Source organism: Rhodococcoides fascians A44A, from assembly GCF_000760735.1.
Classification (GTDB): Bacteria; Actinomycetota; Actinomycetes; order Mycobacteriales; family Mycobacteriaceae; genus Rhodococcoides; species Rhodococcoides fascians_E.
Genome location: NZ_JMEX01000004.1, coordinates 448,457 through 470,091, shown reverse-complemented (window position 1 = coordinate 470,091; position 21,635 = coordinate 448,457). Strand labels below are relative to the sequence as shown.

The window sequence follows — 21,635 nt, the reverse complement described above, 5'->3', positions numbered from 1 at the left end:
CGGCAATCGGTCGGTCGTGAAGTGGAGTGGCGCATGAGGATCTCGCGCGGAGTCGTGTTGGCGGCTGTCGCATCGGTGGCGGCAACCGTCGTTCTGTCCGGATGTGCACCGACGAACGACAGCAAGATCGACGCTGCCCCGATCGACTCCAACCCGATCGCCGAACTCCTCAAGCCCAAGCTGACCTCCACCGTCGACGACGGAGCGGTCGGATTCTCCCCGGCGGATCCGGTCACCGTGAGCGTCGTCGACGGCAAGCTCGCAGGCGTCACGATGCTCAACCCGGAGGGCGTGCCCGTATCGGGTGCCATCTCCCCGGACGGTCTGAGCTGGACCAACACCGAGCCGCTCGGATACAACCGAAAGTACCGCGTGCAGGCCGACGCGTACGGGCTCGGCGGATCGAGCACGACCGTCAGCTCGTTCACCACCAGTCAGCCCGGTAACTTCACCAAGCCGTACGTTCTGCCGAGCGAAGGCGCCGTCGTCGGCATCGGTCAGCCGGTCGCTGTCCAGTTCGACGAAACGATCACCGACAAGATCGCCGCTCAGAACGCCATCCAGGTGACCACGACGCCCGCCGTCGAGGGCGCGTTCTACTGGGTCAACGACCGCGAGGTCCGCTGGAGGCCGCAGAACTACTGGGCGTCGGGAACCCGCGTCGACGTTGCGGTCAACGTGTACGGCCGTGACCTCGGCGACGGTATCTACGGCCAGGAGAACGCGTCGACGTCCTTCACCATCGGCGACGCCGTCGTCGCGACGGCCGACGACAACACCAAGCAGGTGACCTTCAATGTCAACGGCCAGGACGTCATCACCATGCCCACCTCGATGGGCAAGGACAGCACACCGACCGACAACGGCGTCTACATCATCGGCGACCGCTTCGATCACCTGGTCATGGACTCGTCCACCTACGGAGTGCCTGTCAACTCCTCGGCCGGCTACCGCACCCCCGTCGACTGGGCCGTCCGAATGTCCTACAGCGGCATCTTCTTCCACTCCGCCCCGTGGTCCGTGGGACAGCAGGGCTACTCCAACGCCAGCCACGGATGCCTCAACCTGAGCCCGTCCAACGCCAAGTGGGTCTTCGACAACACCAAGCGCGGCGACATCGTCGTCGTCAAGAACACCGTGGGCGGCACGCTGTCCGGCGTCGACGGGCTCGGCGACTGGAACATTCCGTGGGAGGAATGGAAAGCCGGCAACGCGTCGAGCGTCTAGTCGGAGCCCTGCTTCTCGTACCGAGCGGGATCGATGCCCAGTGTCTTCAGGTAGGCCACCGGCTCGATGCTCGATCCGTTGTTCCTGACCTCGAAGTGCAGGTGCGGCCCTGTCGAGTTGCCGGTACTGCCGACGGACCCGATCCGGTCGCCTGCTTCGACGGTGTCGCCGACCTCTACGTCCACGCTCGATTGGTGCCCGTAGTACGTGACGGTGTTGCCACTCTTGATGCGCACGAGAGTGCCGTATCCGTCACCCGCATCTCCGGCTTGTTCGACGGTTCCCCCTGTCACCGCGTAGATCGGCGTTCCCGACGGCGCGGCGAAATCGACGCCCTGATGGAACTGGCCGCCGTTTCCGGTGGGATTGTTGCGACTGCCGTAGCCGGACGAGATTTCGTAGCTTCTGGCGGGGAGCGGGAGGATCGAGCCACCCAGACCCACCGACGGGGGAGCGGCCGCAGTCTCCGGCTCGTCGGGAGCCGTGTCCGGTGCCGGCCCGAAGTCCGAGTCGAGAATGACGGAGGCGACCTCGTTGATCAGCACCCCGGTAGCGTCCAGCACCGCGGCGAGAATGGCCGCTCTCTGCTGCGCGTCGGGCTGTGGAATCGGGATGACGGGCAGCTCGATGGTCGGCTGCGCCGTGGCTACGGCCGGGTTGATCAGACCCGTGGTACCGAGGCACAGCGCCGCCGACAACATCGAACCCGCAATCGCCTTGTGAACTCTTCGACCCACGTGAACTGCCTCCTGATCTAGTGCCCGACTCGAACGAAAACTGGGCTCAGAACTGCTGGTGGCGCGTTTCGGGGCGCGTTGAATCAACGCTGCGTGTTCACAGCTATCACGTTGGTACTTTTCTTCCCCAAAAGTGCCATTTGTAACCGTACGTCACATGAACCCCATAGGAAACTCGAAAGTTGAATTACAACAACGTAATTCGGCGGCCAGGACTACGGACTGCCGGTCGACGTGGAGGAGGAGGACGCCTCGAACGACAAGAAAGCCGGCCTCCGTGCGGAGACCGGCTCTCTTGCTTCTATGGGGTGAGTGACGGGACTCGAACCCGCGACACCCAGGATCACAACCTGGTGCTCTACCAGCTGAACTACACCCACCATAGCCACATCTTCTTCGCCCGTTCAGGCTCTGTTTCAGCAGCGACGACAATACTAGCGGTTCGATTCGTCAGTTGCGAATCGCCCCTACGACGGTGTGTCGAGCCCCTCGACGACCGCGGCAATTTCGCTGGTCGACGGGCCGGGCTCGGGTACGAACACCGTCCGGCGGTAGTACTTCAACTCCTTGATCGATTCCTTGATGTCGGCCAAGGCACGGTGCGCGAGCCCCTTCTGTGGCTGCCCGAAGTAAATCCGCGGGTACCACCGACGCGACAGCTCCTTGATGGAACTGACGTCGATCATGCGGTAGTGCAGGTACGTGTCCAGCTCGACCATGTCACGCGAGATGAAACCGCGGTCGGTCGCAATGGAGTTTCCTGCCAGAGGCACGGTGCCGGCCACCGGGACATGCTCGCGGATGTACGCCAGCACCTGCTGCTGCGCCTCCTCGAGCGTCACCGTCGACGCACGCACCTCGTCGGTCAGCCCGGACTTGGCATGCATCTTCTTCACCACGTCCGGCATCGACGCCAACGCGTCGTCGTCGGCGTGGATCACGATGTCGACGCCCTCGCCGAGAATCTCCAGTTCGCTGTCGGTGACGAGCGCCGCGATCTCGATGAGTTTGTCCTTCGACAAATCCAGGCCGGTCATTTCACAATCGATCCACACAAGTTTGTCCTGCACACGACACAGACTAGTGCGACCATGCTCACCGCTAAGGTTTGCGGTGGCGATCGCAGTGCGAGCCGAACGACAGCAAGCAAAGAGAACCAAGGAGCATCGATAGACATGACGGTCGATCCGGCGTCGGAAGGTTCCACCACTCTCACCCCCGCGGAGAAGGCGAAGGCTGCCAAGGCCGCTGCCGTCGAAGCGGCTCGAGTTGCCGCCGAGGCCCTGGCTGCAGCAGAGGCGGCCGAGAAGGAAGCGCTGGACGCCGAAGCCGCCGAAACCAAGGTCATCGAAGCCGACGGCACCGAAACCGAGGGCGCCGCGGTACCGGCTGGTGTCGCAGCCGAAATAGCTGCGGGTTATCAGTCGTCGGGAGCCGCATTGGAGCTCGGGACCGTCGTCCTGGACGGCGTGACGGATCCAGCCGCGAGAATTCGTATTCCCCTCGCGACGCTGAACAGGCACGGATTGGTCGCGGGAGCGACCGGTACCGGAAAGACGAAGACACTGCAGGGGATCGCCGAACAGTTGTCGAGTGCAGGCGTTCCCGTGGTCATGGCCGACATCAAGGGCGACCTGTCCGGGTTGTCGGCAGCAGGGGCGGACAACGAGAAGATCAGGGCGCGTGCAGTGGAGACCGGAGATTCCGAGTGGAGTCCGACCGGTCACCCCGTCGAATTCCTCTCGCTCGGCACCGACGGCATCGGTATCCCCGTGCGCGCGACCATCACCGCGTTCGGTCCGATACTTCTGAGCAAAGTGCTGGGTCTCAACAACACTCAGGAATCGACACTCGGCTTGATCTTCCATTGGGCGGACAAGCAAGGCTTGGCGTTGCTGGACCTCAAGGATCTGCGTGCCGTCATCACCCATCTCACCAGTGACGACGGCAAGGCGGATCTGAAGGGCATCGGAGGAGTATCGGCTGCGACCGCGGGCGTCATCCTGCGTTCCCTGGTCAACCTGGAAGCCGACGGAGGGGACACTTTCTTCGGCGAACCCGAGCTCGACACCGAGGATCTGCTCCGGGTCGGCGCCGACGGCAAGGGCATCATCACGCTGTTCGAGCTGGGGGCCCACGCCGCCCGGCCGGTGATGTTCTCGACGTTCCTGATGTGGGTCCTGGCCGACATGTTCCAGACCCTGCCCGAGGTCGGTGACATCGACAAACCCAAGCTGGTGTTCATCTTCGACGAAGCTCACCTGTTGTTCGCCGACGCCTCCAAAGCCTTTCTGCAGCAGGTCGAACAGACCGTCAAGCTCATCCGTTCGAAGGGCGTCGGTGTGTTCTTCTGTACACAGCTCCCGACGGACGTGCCGAACGAAGTGCTGTCACAGCTGGGCGCGCGAATTCAGCACGCGCTGAGGGCATTCACGCCCGACGACCAGAAGGCGCTGAACAAGACCGTCCGCACCTATCCGAAAACCGAAGCGTACGACCTCGAGAAGGCGCTCACCTCGCTCGGCACCGGCGAGGCCATCGTCACCGTACTGTCGGAGAAGGGCGCGCCGACGCCGGTGGCATGGACCAAGATCCGCCCGCCGCGCTCGCTGATGGACACCATAGGCAACGACGCCATCGGTGCTGCGGCCTCGGCGAGCACTCTCGGACCCAAGTATCGCGAGACCATCGATCGTGAGTCGGCCTACGAGAAATTGGAGGCCCGGGTCACCGATGTGCCCGCGCCGACCGAAACGTTCGATCTGCCGCCGTTGCCTGCGGACCTGCCCGATCTACCGCCATCGGAACCTGAAGGGCCCTCGGCGGCGGAGCGAATCATGGGCAACCCCGCAGTCAAGAGTTTCCTCCGCTCTGCGGCTTCGGCTGCCGGACGGGAGATTTCACGCAGCATTTTCGGCACAGGTCGTCGGCGTCGACGGTGAGGGTACGGCCGCAGCCGCGTGAGCGATTGGTTCACGCGGTGCGGGAGTACCCGTCCAACACGTCGGTCATCGCGGCCTCCAGTGCATCGAAGGTGTCGATCTCCACCTTTGCCTTGATGTAGTTCAGGCTGAGCGTCAGGTCGTCGAAGTACGCGATGAGTCGCCCCGACGTGCCCGCGATGTTGTACACATTGACCGGAACGCCCGCGATGTCGACGACGTCGTCGTTCGGATCGGCGTCGGTCTGCCCGCTCACCCACAGCGTCAGATTCGGCAGGAGGTAGCGGCTGTTGCCGTCCCAGGTGCAGCCCCCGTCCGGTGTCTTCGGCAGTTCGACCGGCTCGATGTCCGCCAATCCGAGACGGGTGCGCGTGTTCTCGGACAGGACCGAGCAGGGGTCCACCTCGGCGGCTGCGCCGGCCGGTGGATCGGGTTGCACCGTCTCGCCGTTCACCGTGTGGGTGACCTCGGACCGACTGCATCCTCCGATCAGCACGGCGGCAGCCACGACAGCGATGGACACGATGGGTGTGCGGTCGATCATCGAACAAGTCCTCCCGGGCGGTTTGTCCGTTTAGCCTAGGAGGTGGTTTCACCCCGCGAAACCGGTAGAACTACTCATATCGGCCGCCCCGCGTCAGCGAGAGGATCGACTGCATGAAGAAATCCTGGTTGGTACCACCCGTTGCGATCGCGGCCGTCGTCGGCTGCAGTTCGGGTTCGGCGAATGCGCAGCAGGCTCTGGAGTTCCCGGATTCCGTCGCCGGGCTCCGGACGATGCAGCAGCAGATGGAGCGATTCGAACGAGACGACGACTCCGGCCCGCAGCGCGAGGATGCCGTCGCGGGGCTCAGCGCCGCGTACGACGGGGCCGACGCCGCCGCGCAGGGCTACGCGGACGAGTCGCTCCGGGTTCTGGTGACGGTCTATGCCGTCGAGGCGCCGAGTCCTCGCTTGTGGAGCACACGGGCGGGCGATGCCAGTGCCGAACGGCTTCGGTTGCCGTCGCCGCCAGAACGTATCGAGACCTCGGGTGACGCCGAGTGCCTGGTGACGGTGAACTCGCCCGTGTCGGCCGGAGTGGGGCCTGGGGAATCGACCGAATCAGGCAGGAGTACAGGCCCGACGCGACCGGACTCCACGGTGCTGCGGTGCCAAGGCGTCCGCGACGGGGTGACGGTGCTGATCCCGGAACTGGCCCCGTCGGTGGATACCGACACCGCGTTGTCGATCGTGTCCGATTCGCTGGATCACTTCCGCCCGCGGTGAGTGTTCAGCCGCCGAGCTTCTTGTAGAAGCTTCCGACAATGGGGGCCGAGATGGCCCGCGGACTGTACTGGCCCGCGATCGACATGCCCTTGGACAACAGACCCGGCACCACCCGCATCTTGTTCTTCGCCAACGAATCCAGTGACAGCCTGGCCGTGTAGGCGCTGTCGATCCACAGGAAATCCGGGACCAGCTTGTCCACTATGGACGCGTCGGCGGGATCGGGAGTCTCGGTGCGAACGGGGCCGGGGGCCAGCAGGGTGACGTTCACTCCGCTGTCCTTGAGTTCGAGCCGCAGCGACTCGGAGAACGTGTTGACGAACGCCTTCGTCGCCGCGTAGGTCGCATTGTTCGGGATGGCCATGTTCCCGGCCGCCGAACCCGTGATCAGAATTCCGCCGCTGCCGCGCGCCACCATCCCTGGAATGACTGCGAGCGTGAGGTCGTGCACGGCGACTGCATTCAATTCCACCTGGTCCCGTTCGTACGCGGGGTCGAGGTTCGCGACCGGCCCGAACGTGGCGATACCCGCGTTGTTGCACAGAATGCTGATCTCCCGCTGCGCCAACTCGTCGGCGAACGAGACGCGGGCATCCCGGTCGGAGAGATCGAGAACTCGGACCTCGACGGTCACTCCGTGCGCGGCGCGGAGCTCGGTGGCAAGTGCCTCGAGCAACTCCCCGCGCCGCGCCACGACGATCAGCGAATGACCGCGGGCGGCGAGTTCTGTGGCCAGTGCCTCGCCGATTCCGGAGGACGCTCCGGTGACGACAGCACGGGCTTCGGGCGCAGGACTGGGCAGGCTCACGCTGAGACAGGGTAGTGGATGGATCGACCCGGCTGGAATCACCCGGTGGGAATCAGATGGACGCGGCGAGGCGTGTTCCTTGCTCGATGGCGCGCTTGGCGTCGAGTTCGGCAGCGACATCCGCGCCCCCGATGACGTGGGCCGTCGTTCCCGCGGCTCGTAGGTCGTCGACGAGATCGCGGACGGGTTCCTGGCCCGCGCACACGACGACGGTGTCGACGGCAAGTGTGCGTGGACGCTCGTGGCGCTCGCCGAAGGTGATGTGCAGACCCTCGTCGTCTATGCGTTCGTAGTTCACACCGGAGAGCTCGTGCACGCCTTTGGCTTTCAGAGCCGCGCGGTGCACCCATCCCGTCGTCTTCGCCAGCCCCGCGCCGATTCGTCCCTTCTTGCGCTGCAACAGGTAGACCTCACGCGGCGACGGCGCGGGGACGGGTGTGGTGAGCGCTCCCGGCGCCGCTTCCGGTTCGGTGACACCCCACTCCTGCTTCCATTCCTTCAGGTCCAGCGTGGGGGAGGCATCGGTCGTCAGAAATTCCGAGATGTCGATGCCGATGCCGCCCGCACCGATGACGGCCACGCGGTCACCCACCGGTCTTCCGTGTTCGACGACGTCGGCGTAGGACAGCACCGACGGATGATCGATTCCGGGTATCGACGGGATTCTCGGTATCACGCCGGTCGCGACGATCACCTCGTCGAAGTCGCCTGCGACGAGCTCGGCGGCGGTGACGCGCCAGCCGAGGTGGACGGCCACGTCGGCGTCGCGCAGCGCTGTCGTGAAGTATCGGATGGTCTCGGAGAACTCCTCCTTGCCCGGAATGCGTTGTGCGATACCGAATTGGCCACCCAATGCCGGCCTGGACTCGAACAGGCTGACGGCGTGGCCGCGTCGGGCAGCTTCGAGCGCGGCGGACAGCCCTGCCGGACCGCCGCCCACGACCGCGACCTTCTTGGTTCTGCGGGCAGGCAGCAACTGCAGTTCGACTTCACGTCCCGCGCGGGGGTTGACCAGGCAGGAGACTGTTTTGTGGACGAACGCGTGGTCCAGACACGCCTGGTTGCACGCGATGCACGTGTTGATGGAGTCCGCTGCGTTCGCTTCGGCCTTGCGCACCCAGAACGGGTCGGCGAGCATCGGCCGCGCCATCGAGATCAGCTGCGCGTCCCCGCGTGCGAGAATCCCTTCCGCGATGTCGGGCATGTTGATTCGATTCGACGCCGCCACCTGGATGTCGACATGCTTGTCGAGCTTTCCGGTGATGTCGGCGAATGCTGCGCGCGGAACCGACGTGACGATGGTGGGCACGCGGGATTCGTGCCAGCCGATGTCGGTGTTGATGACGTCGACACCGACGCTCTCCAAATCCTGTGCCAGGGCGACGATGTCGTCCCAGCTCTGTCCGCCTTCGACGAGATCGGCCATGGACAATCGGAACATCACCAGGAAGTCGGTGCCGACCTCCGCACGGATACGACGGGCGATCTCGACCGCGATACGACGCCTGTTCTCTGCGCTACCGCCCCACTCGTCGCGCCGCTTGTTGGTGCGCTCGGAGAGGAACTGGTTGATGAAGTATCCCTCGCCGCCCATGATCTCGACGCCGTCGTACCCGGCGGACCGAGCGAGCCGCGCACACCTGACGAAATTGCGGATCTGCCACCGGACACCTCGTGCAGTGAGGCGCCGCGGGCGAAATGGATTGATGGGGGCCTTGATCGACGACGCCGACACGCTGAACGGCTGATACGAGTACCGACCTGCGTGCAGGATCTGCAGAGCGATCTTGCCGCCTTCCGCATGCACCGCGTCCGTCATCGTGCGATGCCGCCGCGCCTCGACTCGGTTGGTGAGCTTGGCGCCGAACGGGAGGAGCCATCCGGTGCGGTTGGGTGCATAGCCACCGGTGACGATCAGCGCGACGCCACCGCGCGCGCGTTCGGCGAAATAGGCCGCCAGTCGAGTGGTGTCACGCGCTCGGTCCTCCAAACCGGTGTGAATGGATCCCATGATGACGCGATTCTTCAACGTCGTGTTGCCGACCTTCAACGGCGACAGGAGAATCGGGTAGTTCTCGGTACCGGTCACAATCGCTCCAATATCTCGTCGCACCATTCGGCGAAGCCCTCCTCGACACGGATTCCGCCGCGCAGCACCAAGTACTGATGCAGTGCGGTACCCGAGAGGGAGGACGGTGATGGGAAATCGCGTTTCTCGATGAGTCGAAAGAGCTCGAGCCTGTCCGCATGGACATCCCGGTGTCGGCGGACCTCGGTGCGTAATGCCTCGACGTCACCGTGTGCTGCGCCCCGGATCTTGACGGCCAGTTCCTCCCGGAGCGCACTCGGATCGGTGGGTCGGGCGATCCAGCGATCCAGCTCGTCGAGCCCGCTCCGGCTGACCGAATAGACCTTCTTGTCCGGCCTGCCGTCCTGCACGACGGAGTTGCCCACGATCCATCCGGCCGCGTCCATACGCGTCAGCACCCGGTAGATCTGCTGATGGCTTGCACTCCAGAAGAAGCCGATCGACTTGTCGAATCGGCGCGCCAGTTCGTACCCGGAGCCGTTCGATTCGGTCAGGGAAACGAGTATCGCGTGCTCGAGTGCCACGACAGCCAGTATGTATGCAACAGGGTGACTATGCAACCAGGTGCATATACCGCAGTACAATGCTGTGCTGCACGTGCTGGCTTAGGCTTTGCCCATGAACACTCCGGCCGACACTGCCGTCGTAGGCGTCGCAACGACCCGAAAGCAGGTATTCGCCTGGGGTATCTGGGATTGGGGATCGGCCGCGTTCAACGCGGTGATTCTGACGTTCGTGTTCTCGGTGTACCTCACCGATGCGGTGGGCGACGATCTGCCCGGGTCGATCTCGGCGACGTCGTGGTTCAGTTGGGCGATCGGAGCAGCAGGCGTCGTCATCGCGATACTTGCGCCTGTCTCCGGCCAACGCTTCGACGCCCGTGGCCGCCGAAAGCGCTCGTTGGCGTTGTTGACCGGACTCACTGTCGCGTCGATGGCCGGCTTGTACTTCGTCGCCGACGACTATCACTACCTGTGGCTGGGCCTGGTGCTGCTCGCCGCAGGCTCGATCCTGTTCGAACTGGCCAGTGTTCCGTACAACGCCATGCTTCGTCAGGTCTCCACGCCGGCCAACATCGGCCGCGTGTCCGGATTCGGTTGGTCGATGGGGTATTTCGGCGGCATCGTTCTGCTGTTGATCTGCTACTTCGGTTTCATCACCGGTGACGGTGACACCAGAGGACTGTTCGGCATCACCACCGACGGCGGCATGAACATCCGGCTCGTCGCCCTGCTGGCCGCGGTGTGGTTCGCAGTCTCCGCGATTCCCGTCCTGCTCACCGTTCCCGAACTGCCGTCCACCGACCAGGATCCAGGCGCCGCCAAGGCCGGAATGCTGGAATCCTACAAGGTGCTGTTCCGCGACCTGCGTGAGCTGTGGACTGCCGACAGGCGCAGCGTCTACTTCCTGATCGCGAGCGCGCTGTTCCGCGACGGTCTGGCCGGGGTGTTCACGTTCGGTGCTGTTCTTGCGGTGAGTGTCTACGGCATCAGCTCGGCAGACGTGCTGCTCTTCGGCGTCGCCGCCAACGTCGTCGCCGGTCTGGGCGCGGTGACCGCCGGCCGATTCGACGATCGATCCGGACCCAAATCCGTCATCGTGTTCTCACTCGTGTCGATGATCGTCGCGGGAATCGTGCTGCTGTTCGTGTCCGGCCCGGTGCTGTTCTGGGTGTTCGGCCTGGTGCTGTGTCTGTTCGTCGGGCCGGCGCAGTCGTCGTCGCGGACCTACCTGGCGCGTCTGGCACCACCGGGGCGCGAGGGTCAGTTCTTCGGTCTGTACGCCACGACCGGCCGTGCAGTCTCGTTCCTCGCACCCACATTGTTCGGGCTGTTCGTGTGGCTGTTCGACGCGGACCGTGCGGGCATCGGTGGTCTGCTCGTCGTGTTGTTCGTCGGGTTACTCGCGTTGCTCGCAGTGAAAGCGCCCGACAAGGTCTGATCTCACGACACCCTCGACTGGGCGACCCGCCGCAGGATCTCGTCGGCCAGTCGGTCCGGGGCCTCCTCCGGAATCCAATGCGAGATTCCGTCGAGTTCGACGAATGTGTAGTCGGCGTCCACGTGTTCGCCGCACCGTTCGGCGCCCGCACGGCCGATGGCCGAGTCCTGATTGCTCCACACGTAGGTCGTGGGAACGGTCACCGGTGCGAGGCGTCCGAACTCGTTCGTCATCGCCCGATACCACTCCAACGCCGCGGTCAGCGCCCCCGGCTCCTGCAGGTGCCGGACGTAACGGTCGTCCGGGCTGCGTTCGGAGAACATGGCCCTCAGCCGACGTGCATCGTCTTCGAGCAGCACCTCCTCGGCTTTGCCTGCCTGTCGCAACAGCCCCATGTAGGTCGAGCGCTCACGCTGGTCCGCGTCCTCGCGGAGAGCCTGATTGAACGCAGCCGTGTGCGGCACGGACACCGCGACGAGCGAACGAACGCGTTCCGGGTGCCGCGCTGCGAGTTGCCACGCCACCGCGGCACCCCAGTCGTGTCCGACGACGTGCGCCGACTCCAGGCCGAGTGCGTCCAGTATCCCGACGATGTCGCCGACGAGATTCTCCACGCGGTAGGCATCGGTGCCGAGCGGACGTGCGCCCGGTGAGTATCCGCGCTGGTCGGGTGCGATGGTGAACAAGCCGTGTTCCACGAGCGTCGGCGCGACCCGATCCCAGCACGCGTGAGTCTGAGGGAACCCGTGCAGCAGCACCACCGGTTCCGCGTTCGCCTCGCCGGCGATCGACACGTCGAACACCAGATCGTCGACGGTTACTTCGGTCATCGTCATGTTCGGTCCTCTCAGCTGAGGTCGAGTGCACCTCGGGTCGAATCAACCGTGGTTCGATCTCCAGGCTCCCATGCCCAACACCACGAGGCGGACCTGCTGCTCGGTGCGTGCCAGGAGTTCGCGTTCGCTCGAGCTGCCGGGGCGGTCGATCTCCAACAGGCCGACGGTGGCGGTGAGCATGGTCGAGACGATCAGATCCGCGGCCATCTCCAGATCGCTGATGTCCCAGGATTCGAGCCCTGGCATGCGGGCGAGGTCGATGGTCAGTTCGCTGACGAACATGCGGAGCTCGGTCGCGAATGCGCGTCGTACCTCGGTGACTCCGCCGTAGCGTTCGCGGGCGATGAATCGGAACTGATCCTCGTGTGAGCGAACGGCGCGCACGAGGATCCGGAGTGATTCGGTTGCGTTCTTGACCGTGGGATCCTTGCGCGCGTCCCTCAGCATCTGACGAAGCGTCCGCATCGAGTCCTCGACCAGAGCTACGCCGAGATCTTCCATGGACGCGAAGTGTCGATAGAACGCAGTCGGCACTATGCCGGCCGATCGTGAGACCTCGCGCAGACTGACGCTCGCGAACGACCGGTCGCGCAACAGATCCAGGGTGCCGTCGATGAGCGCTTGTCGTGTGCGTTCCTTGCGTTCCGCACGCGTACCCGGTTCTGTCACATGTTCGAGTTTATTGCTGTCCACTCTGTGACCTCCTCCGGTCTCGACGTCGTCTCAGGGTGAGTGTGATCCAGGACACGTGCGCCGTGCTATGTCGGTGCCATCACTTTCACGTTGACAGATTCCGGTACGGATCTGCCACACTGGGATTCTAGTGCACAGACGTACACTGAAGAAGTTCCTCGAACCGGGAGGCGAGATGGCAATTCAGCAGAAGTCTCGACAGTCAGGCATTCGCCGCAAGTTTTCGCTGCTTTCCCTGTTCGAGGCCATGGCAACGCCTCACGCGCTCGACCGTTACCTCGAGCTCGTCGACCCGATGACCACGGTAAGGGATCTTCGGGCAGAAGTGACGGATGTACACCGGTCCACTGCCGACACGGTCACCCTCACGTTGCGCCCGACGCACCAGTGGAGGGGCTTCGAGGCCGGCCAGTTCGTGCAGGTCGGCGTCGTCATCGACGGGGTGCGCCACACACGGTGCTACTCGCCTGCATGTTCGCAGTACCGCGCCGACGGTCTCATCGAACTGACCGTCAAGGCGCATCCGGAAGGCCTTGTCTCGCAGTATCTTCACGCGAACGCGCAGGTTGGCCTCGTCGTCAGCCTGTCGCAGGCCGACGGCGTGTTTCACCTGCCGACGCCTCGTCCGGAATCGGTTCTGCTGATCAGTGGCGGAAGCGGGATCACGCCCGTGTTGTCCATGTTGAGGTCGCTGCTGGACGAGGGGTACAGCGGCGACCTCACCTTCCTGCACTACGCCTACTCGGAAAAGGACGTCTCGTACCGCGCCGAGTTGGAGCAGATCGCAGCCGAGCACGATCGAGTCCGAATCGTCCTGGCGTACACGGACCAGACGAGTGGGGGAGACCTTCACGGGTTCTTCGGAACCGAGCACTTGAACGCCGTGGCACCGTGGTTCGCGGAGGCTCGGACGTTCCTGTGCGGTCCGCCGGGACTGATGCGGTCGGTCCGGGGCGTCTACGACGATCTCGGACTTGCCGACCGACTCCATTTCGAGGAGTTCGCCGCGCCGGCACCGACCGCCGACGCCGATGCAGACGGAGACGTCAACTTCTCCGGCAGTGACGTCGTCGCAACCAACTCGGGAAAGACCCTCCTCGAACAGGCGGAGGACGCGGGCCTGACGCCGTCCTACGGCTGCCGGATGGGCATCTGCTTCACCTGCACGTCGGTGAAGACCTCGGGATGCACCCGGAACGTCAAGACCGGGGAGACCGACACCGAACCGCACAAGAAGATCCAGATTTGTGTGTCGGTACCTGTCGGTGACGTGGAAATCGAAATCTGACCGACCCGACCGACAATCTTCGACAACCGAAACGGAGAGTGTTTCAAATGTTCGGAATCCCACTGCCCTCACTGTCTTTGCCCTTCTTCGGATCCGCGGAGAAGCCCGAGGCGCTGCCACCGACGGTCCTGTCCTACGAGCAGGTCCAAGACCTCGGCCGCGAGCTCGACGAGCTCCGTGCTCGCACCGTCGCCAAGCTGGGCGAGGAGGATCGCGAATACATCTACAACATCGTCAAGACTCAACGCGGCCTCGAAATCGCCGGTCGGGCCATGATGTACCTGCCGTTCTTGCCTCCGGTGTGGCTCGCCGGAGTCGGCGCCCTCGGCGTCTCCAAGATCCTCGACAACATGGAGATCGGCCACAACGTCATGCACGGCCAGTACGACTGGATGCGTGAGCCCGGCTTCAACTCCGAAGTGTTCGAATGGGATACCGTCTGCCCGGCCGACCAGTGGAAGCATTCGCACAACTACATGCACCACACGTTCACCAACATCGTCGGCAAGGACCGCGACATCGGTTACGGAATCCTGCGGATGGACGAGGGCCAGAAGTGGAATCCGTACTACCTGGGCAACCCCGTCTATGCGTTCCTGCTGATGACGTTCTTCGAGTGGGGCGTCATGCTGCACGACCTCGAAGCGGAGAACATCGTCCAGGGCAAGCGCAAGTGGCACGACGTCAAGCCTTTGCTGCAGGGAATGTGGCGCAAGGCCGGTCGTCAGGTACTCAAGGACTACGTGATCTTTCCGGCGCTGTCCGGCCCCTTCTTCGTCACCACACTGGTGGGGAACGTCGGCGCCAACCTGATCCGCAACCTGTGGACCTACTCGATCATCTTCTGCGGACACTTCCCGACGGGGGTGCAGACCTTCACCGAGGACGAGACCGCAGACGAGTCGCGTGGCGAGTGGTACGTCCGTCAGATGCTCGGATCGGCGAACATCGAGGGATCGCCGCTGTTCCACATCATGTCCGGCAACCTGTCGCACCAGATCGAGCATCACCTGTTCCCGGATCTGCCTGCGCACCGCTACCCGGAGCTCGCCCCTGAGGTGAAGGCACTGTGCGGCAAATACGGCCTTCCGTACAACACCGGCGGTTTCTTCAAGCAGATCGGTACCGTGTGGGGCAAGATCTTCAAGCTCGCATTGCCGGATTCTCTGACCGGATCGAAGCCGACGGTCGGTGTTATCGTCGAGCGCAAGAAGGTCGCGGCCTGACGTGGCCGGCGCCAGCGGACCGAATACCGAATCAGGGGTGAACGTCGTGGTCGGCAAGTTCGAACGCAACAAGGACACCGTGCAGGAACTGACGGAGTCCGCGGCTACGCACGTCGGCCGGATCGCCGTCATCATCGCCGGGGCGGTGCGGGACGTGACCCGGGAGATCGGGGATCTCATCTCGGACGGCATCGAGATGCGGGAGGCTGCGAAGAAGGCCCGCGAGGACACTCCTGCAGGCAAGGTCATCAACGGCGAGTTCGAGAACAGGTAGCAACTCGGCCGCGGCGGCACAATCGACCGAGTCTCGGACGCCGGGTCGTTCGCCCTTCACCGGGGCGAGCGGCCCGGCTGTTCGCTGTCTCGGGTAGAACGTTCCGGAAAAAACAAACTTCAAGAATGTTTGCACCTCCATTTTCATACCTTCGGACCGCTCGATGAGTTACCGTTACTTCACGAACCACACAAGCGGTAGGAAAGGCGGCTCGACATGCGGTTGGACACTTCGTTCACGCATTCCCCCGGCACTGTTGTCACCGAGGTCCCTCGCGGACGGTCATCCGCGTTGGAAGGGCGCAGCGGTGCTGTCGTCGACCGTTGCCTTCGCGCCGGCCGGCTCCCGGCCCCTGCCGAGCTCGAACCTGTCCGTCGCGCCGCGGAAGACCTTGCGCGCGAGGGGGTGCCGCTACGGGACGCGCAGCGATTCGTCCACGCCGCGGCCACCGCTGGACTCAAAGGCAGTGTCGCCGAGGTCGATCGATCCGGCGTGGTCGACAACGCAGTGTTCATGATGCGAGTCCTCGAATCTCTCGGCAACGCAGTCTCGGCCGCGTACATGGAGTTCTGCCGTCAGGACCCAGGGTCCAACGGCGAGCGCGTTGCCCAATTGGTCGACCTGCTCGTCGCGGACGACCCCGAAGCCCGTGGGATTGCGGAACGTAACGGAATCGAGGTGGCCACGGAATACGACGTGATATTCGTACGGTTCGTCACCGCGGCGTCGGACGCCGATAGGCCGGGCGCCGCCAGGACCGACGTACGCTCCGTCGACAACGCGGCCTTGGCGGCGGCGGAAAGCACGATGGCTGCGGCCTCGGGCGTTCGCGGACCACTGCTGTCGCTGACCACGGGCGGGGGAGTCGTCCTCGTTCCGTCGTCGCCCGCAAGCGTCGTCGAGGATTGCCTGACCAGGCTCGCCGCGACTCTGCACGTCGATACCGTCGCGGCCACGGCACGGGGCACTCTCGGTTCGTTGAACGGCGTACTCGGACATTGCCGCGAGTTGGTGGATCTGGCCAGGTCGCTGCGCATGGAACCCCGTCTGTACCGGACGAGCGATCTTGCTCTGGAGTACCAGCTCTCGCGGCCGGGCCCCGGCCGTTCGCGGTTGCGTTCGGTGATCGCGCCTCTCGACGGCTTTCCGGAGTTGATGCATACCCTGAAGACCTTCGTCGGCAGCGAGGCCAACAGGCGCGCAAGTGCGAAACTGCTGTACGTACACCCCAATACGGTCGACTACCGCCTCAAGCGGATCGAGCAGCTGACCGGCGTGGACCCGCTCAGTTCCGCGGGCCTCATGTCGTTGCATGCTGCACTCGTCGTCGATTGTCTGTCGCGGGCAAACGAACCGGGCGGGGCCATGTCGGACATGGTTGCCGAGGCATCCTGATCCGCACCCGCACCGACGAGCGTCGTGCGCGGGGTCGATCGCCAGGGCGGTGCCGATTTCTCGGTCCGGCACCGCCAACGTGCGCCTGGCTCAGGCCACCAGGTAGGGGTACTCGGCGCTTCGGTGTTGGAAGGCGAGAATGTCCGGGTTGACCAGCGCGCCGTCGCGGATCTCGATGGATCGACGAATGGTCGCGTCGGCGTCCCAGCTGGTCGGTCCGCCCAGGACGGTGCCGATGTACGGCAGCAGCGACTCACTGATCTCCCAGGTCGCCGAGTCCCACAGGTAAGACGGGCTGTGGTCGACCGCGTAGTACCGAACGTTGTCGCCGACAGTGAACATGGGAGCGTCGAAGGACGTGGGGCGGGCCCACTCGAACCCCATTCCTTGGTCGCACGAGACATCGACTATCAACGTGCCCGGATCGATCGAGTCGAGATCCTCCGTGCGCAGGAACGTCAGCGGGGCATTCGTGTTCTGCAGTACGCAGTTGACGATGATGTCGTGGTCGCCGAGGAACTGCGACAACGGAATTCGGCCTTCGTCGGTCAATGCACGGCTGCGCCGTGGGTGTTCGCCGTCGAGATCGAAATTGACGATGCGTGCCGAGTGAATGGGCGAACCGACAGCAGTGACACCGCGCTGAGTGAGTACGTCGACCTCGTGCACGCCATGGGCGTTCAGAGCCGTCACCGCACCCCGCGCCGTCGCACCGAAGCCGATCACCGCCGCGCGTAACCGGCGCCCGTAGTCTCCGGTCGACCCGATCAACTGCAACGCGTGCAGCACCGAACAGTAACCGGCCAACTCGTTGTTCTTGTGGAACACGTGGAGATTGAACGAGCCCTCCGCGGACCAATGATTCATCGCTTCGAAGGCCACGAGCGTCAGCTTGCGGTCGATGGCCACCTGAGTGAGCTCGACATCCTGGACGCAATGCGGCCAACCCCACAGGATCTGACCTGGGCGAAGCGACTCCAGGTCCGACGCTTGCGGTTTCGGCAACAGAACGACATCGCACTCGGCGATCAGCTCCGTGCGCGAACGGATGCCTCCGGTCGACGCGGCGATGTGGTCGTCGGAGATCCCGAACGGAAGTCCGTACCCCGCCTCGAAGAACATGCGGCGTCGTAGCTCGTCGGGAATGCGTTCGAGATGATGCGGATGAATCGGGAGGCGACGTTCGTTCGGCTTCGACGACCGAGACATGACGCCGAGGGTGAGCTGGTGCACGGTGGCCCCTTCGGTTGTGCTCAGTCAACCACACGTTCGGCAGTGCGCATTCGCACGTGATGCTGCCCGTAGGCGCAGGATCGACCGGGCTCGCACCGGATTTCGGACCGGATTTCCGGTCGTACCCGTTGCCCTTCGTCGACCCGCCGACCGAGCAGGTAGACTGATTCACCGTGCTCGGACCCGTCCGGGCCACGCCTCCGTAGCTCAGGGGATAGAGCAAGGGCCTTCTAATCCCTTGGTCGCAGGTTCGAATCCTGCCGGGGGCACCGAGAACACGATCGACGATTCGTCGCCCGCTGCAACGGGCATAGTCGGTGGAACACGAACACCGTGGCGCTTCTACATCGCGAGCGCCCGGGTCCGTGCTCGGACGAGAGGATTCTGTCGATGAGAGATGTCCTCGACGAGGTGATCGCGCTCTGGCGTGCCGGGGTCACCGCAGGCGTCGGGACCGTGGTTCGCACGTTCGATTCCGCTCCGCGACCAGCGGGGGCGTCGATGGTCGTCGGACCGGACGGAACAGTCAGCGGCTCGGTGTCGGGTGGATGCGTCGAAGGCGCGGTGTACGAGGCCGCGACGGCTGTGATCGCATCGGACGCACCGGTCCTCGAGCGATACGGTGTCAGCGACGACGACGCGTTCGCGGTGGGGTTGACCTGTGGCGGCACCCTGGATGTGTTCATCGAGCCCATATCGCGGACGACGTTCCCCGAACTGGGAGCCGTCGCCGACGCGATCGCTGCCGAGCGGCCGATCGCAGTCGCAACCATTGTCGGTCATCCGGATCCGGCTCGCCTCGGACGGCACCTGGTGATCGAGGAGAACGCATCGTCGGGCACGTTCGGAACCGACCGACTCGATGCAGCCGTGATCGACGACGTGCGTGGACTTCTGGCGTCCGGGCGCACGGAGACGCTGACGTACGGACCGGAGGGGGAACGTCTCGGCGTCGGCATGGAGGTCTTCGTGTCGAGCTACGCCCCGCGGCCGAGAATGCTCGTGTTCGGTGCCATCGACTTCGCGGCTGCCGTCGCCCAGCAGGGCGCGTTTCTGGGATATCGAGTGACGGTGTGCGACGCACGGGCACGGTTCGCCACGGCGCAGCGATTTCCGGCGGCGGCTGAGGTCGTCGTCGAGTGGCCGCATCGGTATCTCGCCGACCAGATTGCCGCTGGAAGAGTCGACGAACGCACCATCGTGTGTGTGTTGACCCACGATGCCAAATTCGACGTGCCGTTGCTCGAGGTCGCGTTACGTCGGCCACAGTTCGCGTTCGTCGGAGCGATGGGGTCCCGTCGTACCCACGACGATCGCGTCGCCAGGTTGCGTGACGCGGGGCTGACCGAGGCCGAACTGGCCCGGTTGTCCAGTCCGATCGGGCTCGACCTGGGGGCGCGTACTCCCCAGGAGACGGCGGTCTCCATCGCGGCCGAAATCGTTGCCAAGCGGTGGGGCGGCAGTGGCGCCCCTCTCGCCGGTGGAAGCGGACGGATTCATCACGATCTTCCGGTGGGCGAGGTCACACGATCTACGACGTAGCGTAGGACTTTCCGGCGCTCGCGCCTTCACCAGGCTCGAATCCGGCAGGGCGCCGGCTACGGGAGCACTCGACACCTCTTACTCTGGTTGTCATGGCAGCACCAGACGTCGAGACCGTCGAGACACCACCGGCCGAGTCTCCGGGGACCGCATCGACCTCCGTGTTCGTGACGGCGGGATTGATCGGTGCTGTCGTTGCAGCGCTCGTCATCAGTCTGTCCGCGTCGGACGCGCTCGTTCTCCTCGGTATTCCCGACCCCGGTCCGGCCACCACGTACGGGCTTCCCGCCATCCGTGCCATCGGCGAGATAGCGGCGTCCATCGCCATCGGTTCCTTCCTGCTCGCAGCATTCCTGGTGCCTCCGCAGAAGTCCGGAGTGCTCGATGTCGGCGGATACCGCGCCGTGCGCACCGGATCGGCTGCGGCGATCGTGTGGGCTGCGTGCGCACTGGTACTCGTCCCGCTGACCTTGTCGGACACGTCGGGTCAGCCGTTCACCGTCGCAATCCAACCCAGCAACCTGTGGGTTGCCCTCGATCAGGTGGAAATCGCCGGAGCCTGGCGTTGGACGGCGATTCTGGCCGTGGTGCTCGCGATCGTCTCGCGGGCGGTACTGCGGTGGTCGTGGACGCCGCTGCTTCTGCTCTTCGCGCTCGGTACGTTGATGCCCATCGCGCTGACCGGACACTCCTCGTCGGGAGGTTCGCACGACGTCGCCACCAACAGTCTGATCCTGCATCTCGTCGGTGCGACGCTGTGGGCCGGCGGCCTCTTCGCCGTTCTTGCTCACGCCCGACGCCGGGGCGCACACACCGACGTCGCGGCCAGGCGATTCTCGGCCGTGGCAACCGTCTGCTTCGTCGTGATGGCAGCCTCCGGTGTGATCAACGCTCTGGTTCGTGTGTCCGTCGGGGACCTGTTCACGACGCTCTACGGTCGGTTGATTCTGGCCAAGGTTCTCGCCCTGGTCGCGCTGGGATTCTTCGGGTGGATCCAGCGGCGCAGGTCACTACCTGCTCTCGCATCCGACCCGTCGTCCCGAAGTGCGCTGATCAGGTTCGCCGGGGGAGAAGTTCTCGTTCTCGCGGCCACGATCGGCCTCGCGGTCGGTCTGGGTCGGACTCCGCCGCCGTCGGACGTCGACCCCGATCTCTCGCTGTCCGAAGCAGCCCTCGGGTACGACCTCCCGGATCCGCCCACCTTCGCCCGGCTGATGTTCGATTGGCGGTTCGACCTCATCTTCGGAACGGCCTCGATCGTGCTGGCCGTCGTGTACCTGCTCGGTGTTCGGCGTCTCCGTCGACGAGGCGACGCATGGCCTGTCGGGCGGACGATCGCGTTCCTCCTCGGGTGCGCGACGATGCTCGTGGCCACGTCCTCCGGTGTCGGCAAGTACTCGCCGGCGACCTTCAGCGTGCACATGGGCGCACACATGGCGTTGTCGATGCTGGTGCCCGTTCTGCTCGCACTCGGCGGCGCCCTCACGCTCACCCTGCGTGCATTGCCGGTAGCGGGCAAGGACGGTATTCCCGGTCCGCGTGAGTGGCTTCTGCAGGCGCTGCACAGCCCGGTCTCGCGATTCCTGACGCACCCCGTCGTCGCGGCGGTCCTGTTCGTCGGCGGCTTCTACGTGCTGTATCTCGGTGGCATCTTCGGTGCTGTGCTGGACAACCATTCGGCGCACCTGCTGATGAACGCGCACTTCATTCTCAGCGGTTACCTCTTCTACTGGGTCGTGATCGGTGTCGACCCGTCGCCGCGGCACATCGAACCCATCACCAAACTGGCCATGGTCTTCGGGTCGCTTCCCTTCCACGCCTTCTTCGGCGTCGCGTTGATGAGCATGAACACCGTCATGGGTGGCTGGTACTACCGCACGCTCGGCTTGGACTGGAACGGCGATCTCATGGGCGACCAGAAGTTGGGCGGTGGTATCGCCTGGGCCACGGGCGAGATTCCACTCGTCCTGGTGATGTTGGCCCTGCTCATTCAGTGGTCGCGCAGTGACGATCGCAACGCCAAGCGCTCGGACCGCGCCGCGGACCGCGACCACGACGCAGACCTGGCTGCACACAACGCAATGTTCGCCGAGCTGGCACGACGCGATCGGGACAACGGGCGGTAACTGCATTTC

At 64.5% G+C, this 21,635-nt stretch carries 19 protein-coding genes and 2 tRNA genes; 11 read left to right on the top strand and 10 right to left on the bottom strand.

Annotation, left to right across the window (positions count from 1 at the left end; all coding sequences use genetic code 11):
* The first annotated feature begins 33 nt into the window (after positions 1-33).
* Positions 34-1,227 carry a L,D-transpeptidase gene (locus BH95_RS03195; protein WP_371828027.1) on the top strand — a complete coding sequence of 398 codons (1,194 nt, stop codon included), beginning with the start codon at positions 34-36 and terminating at the stop codon, positions 1,225-1,227.
* On the opposite strand, the gene BH95_RS03190 is transcribed toward BH95_RS03195, so the two are convergent.
* The 3 genes from BH95_RS03190 to orn form a co-directional block, all read right to left on the bottom strand.
* Positions 1,224-1,964 (bottom strand): M23 family metallopeptidase, encoded by a 741-nt coding sequence (locus BH95_RS03190; RefSeq protein ID WP_019664793.1) that lies wholly within the window; start codon positions 1,962-1,964, stop codon positions 1,224-1,226. The genes BH95_RS03195 and BH95_RS03190 overlap by 4 nt on opposite strands.
* Before the next feature lie 304 nt (positions 1,965-2,268).
* A tRNA-His gene (locus BH95_RS03185) sits at positions 2,269-2,344 on the bottom strand.
* A gap of 87 nt (positions 2,345-2,431) precedes the next feature.
* A complete protein-coding gene (orn, locus tag BH95_RS03180; protein WP_026347744.1) occupies positions 2,432-3,034 on the bottom strand; it encodes an oligoribonuclease in 603 nt (200 codons plus the stop codon).
* Positions 3,035-3,139: 105 nt separating this feature from the next.
* On the opposite strand from orn, the gene BH95_RS03175 reads away from it, so the two are divergent.
* Complete coding sequence (locus BH95_RS03175) at positions 3,140-4,906, top strand: helicase HerA-like domain-containing protein (RefSeq protein WP_019664791.1); 1,767 nt, start codon at positions 3,140-3,142, stop codon at positions 4,904-4,906.
* 31 nt (positions 4,907-4,937) lie between these two features.
* Here BH95_RS03175 and BH95_RS03170 read toward each other — a convergent pair whose 3' ends face one another.
* On the bottom strand, positions 4,938-5,450 hold the full coding sequence (locus BH95_RS03170; RefSeq protein ID WP_019664790.1) for a DUF3558 domain-containing protein: 513 nt from the start codon (positions 5,448-5,450) through the stop codon (positions 4,938-4,940).
* Positions 5,451-5,563: 113 nt separating this feature from the next.
* On the opposite strand from BH95_RS03170, the gene BH95_RS03165 reads away from it, so the two are divergent.
* A complete protein-coding gene (locus BH95_RS03165) occupies positions 5,564-6,175 on the top strand; it encodes a hypothetical protein (RefSeq protein WP_037180935.1) in 612 nt (203 codons plus the stop codon).
* 4 nt (positions 6,176-6,179) lie between these two features.
* Here BH95_RS03165 and cmrA read toward each other — a convergent pair whose 3' ends face one another.
* The 3 genes from cmrA to BH95_RS03150 are packed head-to-tail and all read right to left on the bottom strand — an operon-like array spanning position 6,180 to position 9,596.
* On the bottom strand, positions 6,180-6,983 hold the full coding sequence (gene cmrA / locus BH95_RS03160) for a mycolate reductase (protein WP_019664788.1): 804 nt from the start codon (positions 6,981-6,983) through the stop codon (positions 6,180-6,182).
* A 52-nt stretch (positions 6,984-7,035) separates the two neighbouring features.
* A complete protein-coding gene (locus tag BH95_RS03155) occupies positions 7,036-9,099 on the bottom strand; it encodes an NADPH-dependent 2,4-dienoyl-CoA reductase (RefSeq protein ID WP_052059946.1) in 2,064 nt (687 codons plus the stop codon).
* On the bottom strand, positions 9,069-9,596 hold the full coding sequence (locus BH95_RS03150) for a PadR family transcriptional regulator (protein ID WP_019664786.1): 528 nt from the start codon (positions 9,594-9,596) through the stop codon (positions 9,069-9,071). The genes BH95_RS03155 and BH95_RS03150 overlap by 31 nt, the downstream gene beginning before the upstream one ends.
* Positions 9,597-9,690: 94 nt before the next feature.
* Between BH95_RS03150 and BH95_RS03145 the strand changes: the two genes are divergently transcribed.
* Positions 9,691-11,013 carry an MFS transporter gene (locus BH95_RS03145; protein WP_033190415.1) on the top strand — a complete coding sequence of 441 codons (1,323 nt, stop codon included), beginning with the start codon at positions 9,691-9,693 and terminating at the stop codon, positions 11,011-11,013.
* A 2-nt stretch (positions 11,014-11,015) separates the two neighbouring features.
* Here the strand turns inward: BH95_RS03145 and BH95_RS03140 are convergent, their stop codons facing one another.
* Both BH95_RS03140 and BH95_RS03135 read right to left on the bottom strand, forming a co-directional pair.
* Positions 11,016-11,849: an alpha/beta hydrolase gene (locus BH95_RS03140; protein WP_019664784.1), complete on the bottom strand. Its 834-nt coding sequence runs from the start codon at positions 11,847-11,849 to the stop codon at positions 11,016-11,018.
* 42 nt (positions 11,850-11,891) lie between these two features.
* The gene (locus BH95_RS03135; protein WP_019664783.1) at positions 11,892-12,518 is read right to left on the bottom strand and encodes a TetR family transcriptional regulator; all 627 of its coding nucleotides are present in this window, start codon (positions 12,516-12,518) and stop codon (positions 11,892-11,894) included.
* Positions 12,519-12,717: 199 nt separating this feature from the next.
* Between BH95_RS03135 and BH95_RS03130 the strand changes: the two genes are divergently transcribed.
* The 4 genes from BH95_RS03130 to BH95_RS03115 all read left to right on the top strand — a co-directional run bounded on the left by BH95_RS03130 (position 12,718) and on the right by BH95_RS03115 (position 16,725).
* Complete coding sequence (locus BH95_RS03130; RefSeq protein WP_052059962.1) at positions 12,718-13,830, top strand: ferredoxin reductase; 1,113 nt, start codon at positions 12,718-12,720, stop codon at positions 13,828-13,830.
* A gap of 47 nt (positions 13,831-13,877) precedes the next feature.
* On the top strand, positions 13,878-15,056 hold the full coding sequence (locus BH95_RS03125) for a fatty acid desaturase family protein (protein ID WP_019664781.1): 1,179 nt from the start codon (positions 13,878-13,880) through the stop codon (positions 15,054-15,056).
* 46 nt (positions 15,057-15,102) lie between these two features.
* Entirely contained in the window at positions 15,103-15,330 is a 228-nt protein-coding gene (locus BH95_RS03120; RefSeq protein ID WP_033190614.1) for a hypothetical protein, read from the top strand.
* Between the two features lie 216 nt (positions 15,331-15,546).
* On the top strand, positions 15,547-16,725 hold the full coding sequence (locus BH95_RS03115) for a PucR family transcriptional regulator (protein WP_020111699.1): 1,179 nt from the start codon (positions 15,547-15,549) through the stop codon (positions 16,723-16,725).
* A 90-nt stretch (positions 16,726-16,815) separates the two neighbouring features.
* Here the strand turns inward: BH95_RS03115 and BH95_RS03110 are convergent, their stop codons facing one another.
* A complete protein-coding gene (locus tag BH95_RS03110; protein ID WP_051127759.1) occupies positions 16,816-17,934 on the bottom strand; it encodes a N(5)-(carboxyethyl)ornithine synthase in 1,119 nt (372 codons plus the stop codon).
* A 220-nt stretch (positions 17,935-18,154) separates the two neighbouring features.
* Between BH95_RS03110 and BH95_RS03105 the strand changes: the two genes are divergently transcribed.
* The 3 genes from BH95_RS03105 to BH95_RS03095 all read left to right on the top strand — a co-directional run bounded on the left by BH95_RS03105 (position 18,155) and on the right by BH95_RS03095 (position 21,626).
* Positions 18,155-18,227: transfer RNA gene (locus tag BH95_RS03105), tRNA-Arg, on the top strand.
* A gap of 121 nt (positions 18,228-18,348) precedes the next feature.
* Positions 18,349-19,500 (top strand): XdhC family protein, encoded by a 1,152-nt coding sequence (locus BH95_RS03100; protein ID WP_037142065.1) that lies wholly within the window; start codon positions 18,349-18,351, stop codon positions 19,498-19,500.
* Between the two features lie 92 nt (positions 19,501-19,592).
* Positions 19,593-21,626, top strand: coding sequence for a cytochrome c oxidase assembly protein (locus BH95_RS03095; RefSeq protein ID WP_037180931.1), 2,034 nt, complete (start codon positions 19,593-19,595; stop codon positions 21,624-21,626).
* The last annotated feature ends 9 nt before the right edge of the window (positions 21,627-21,635 follow it).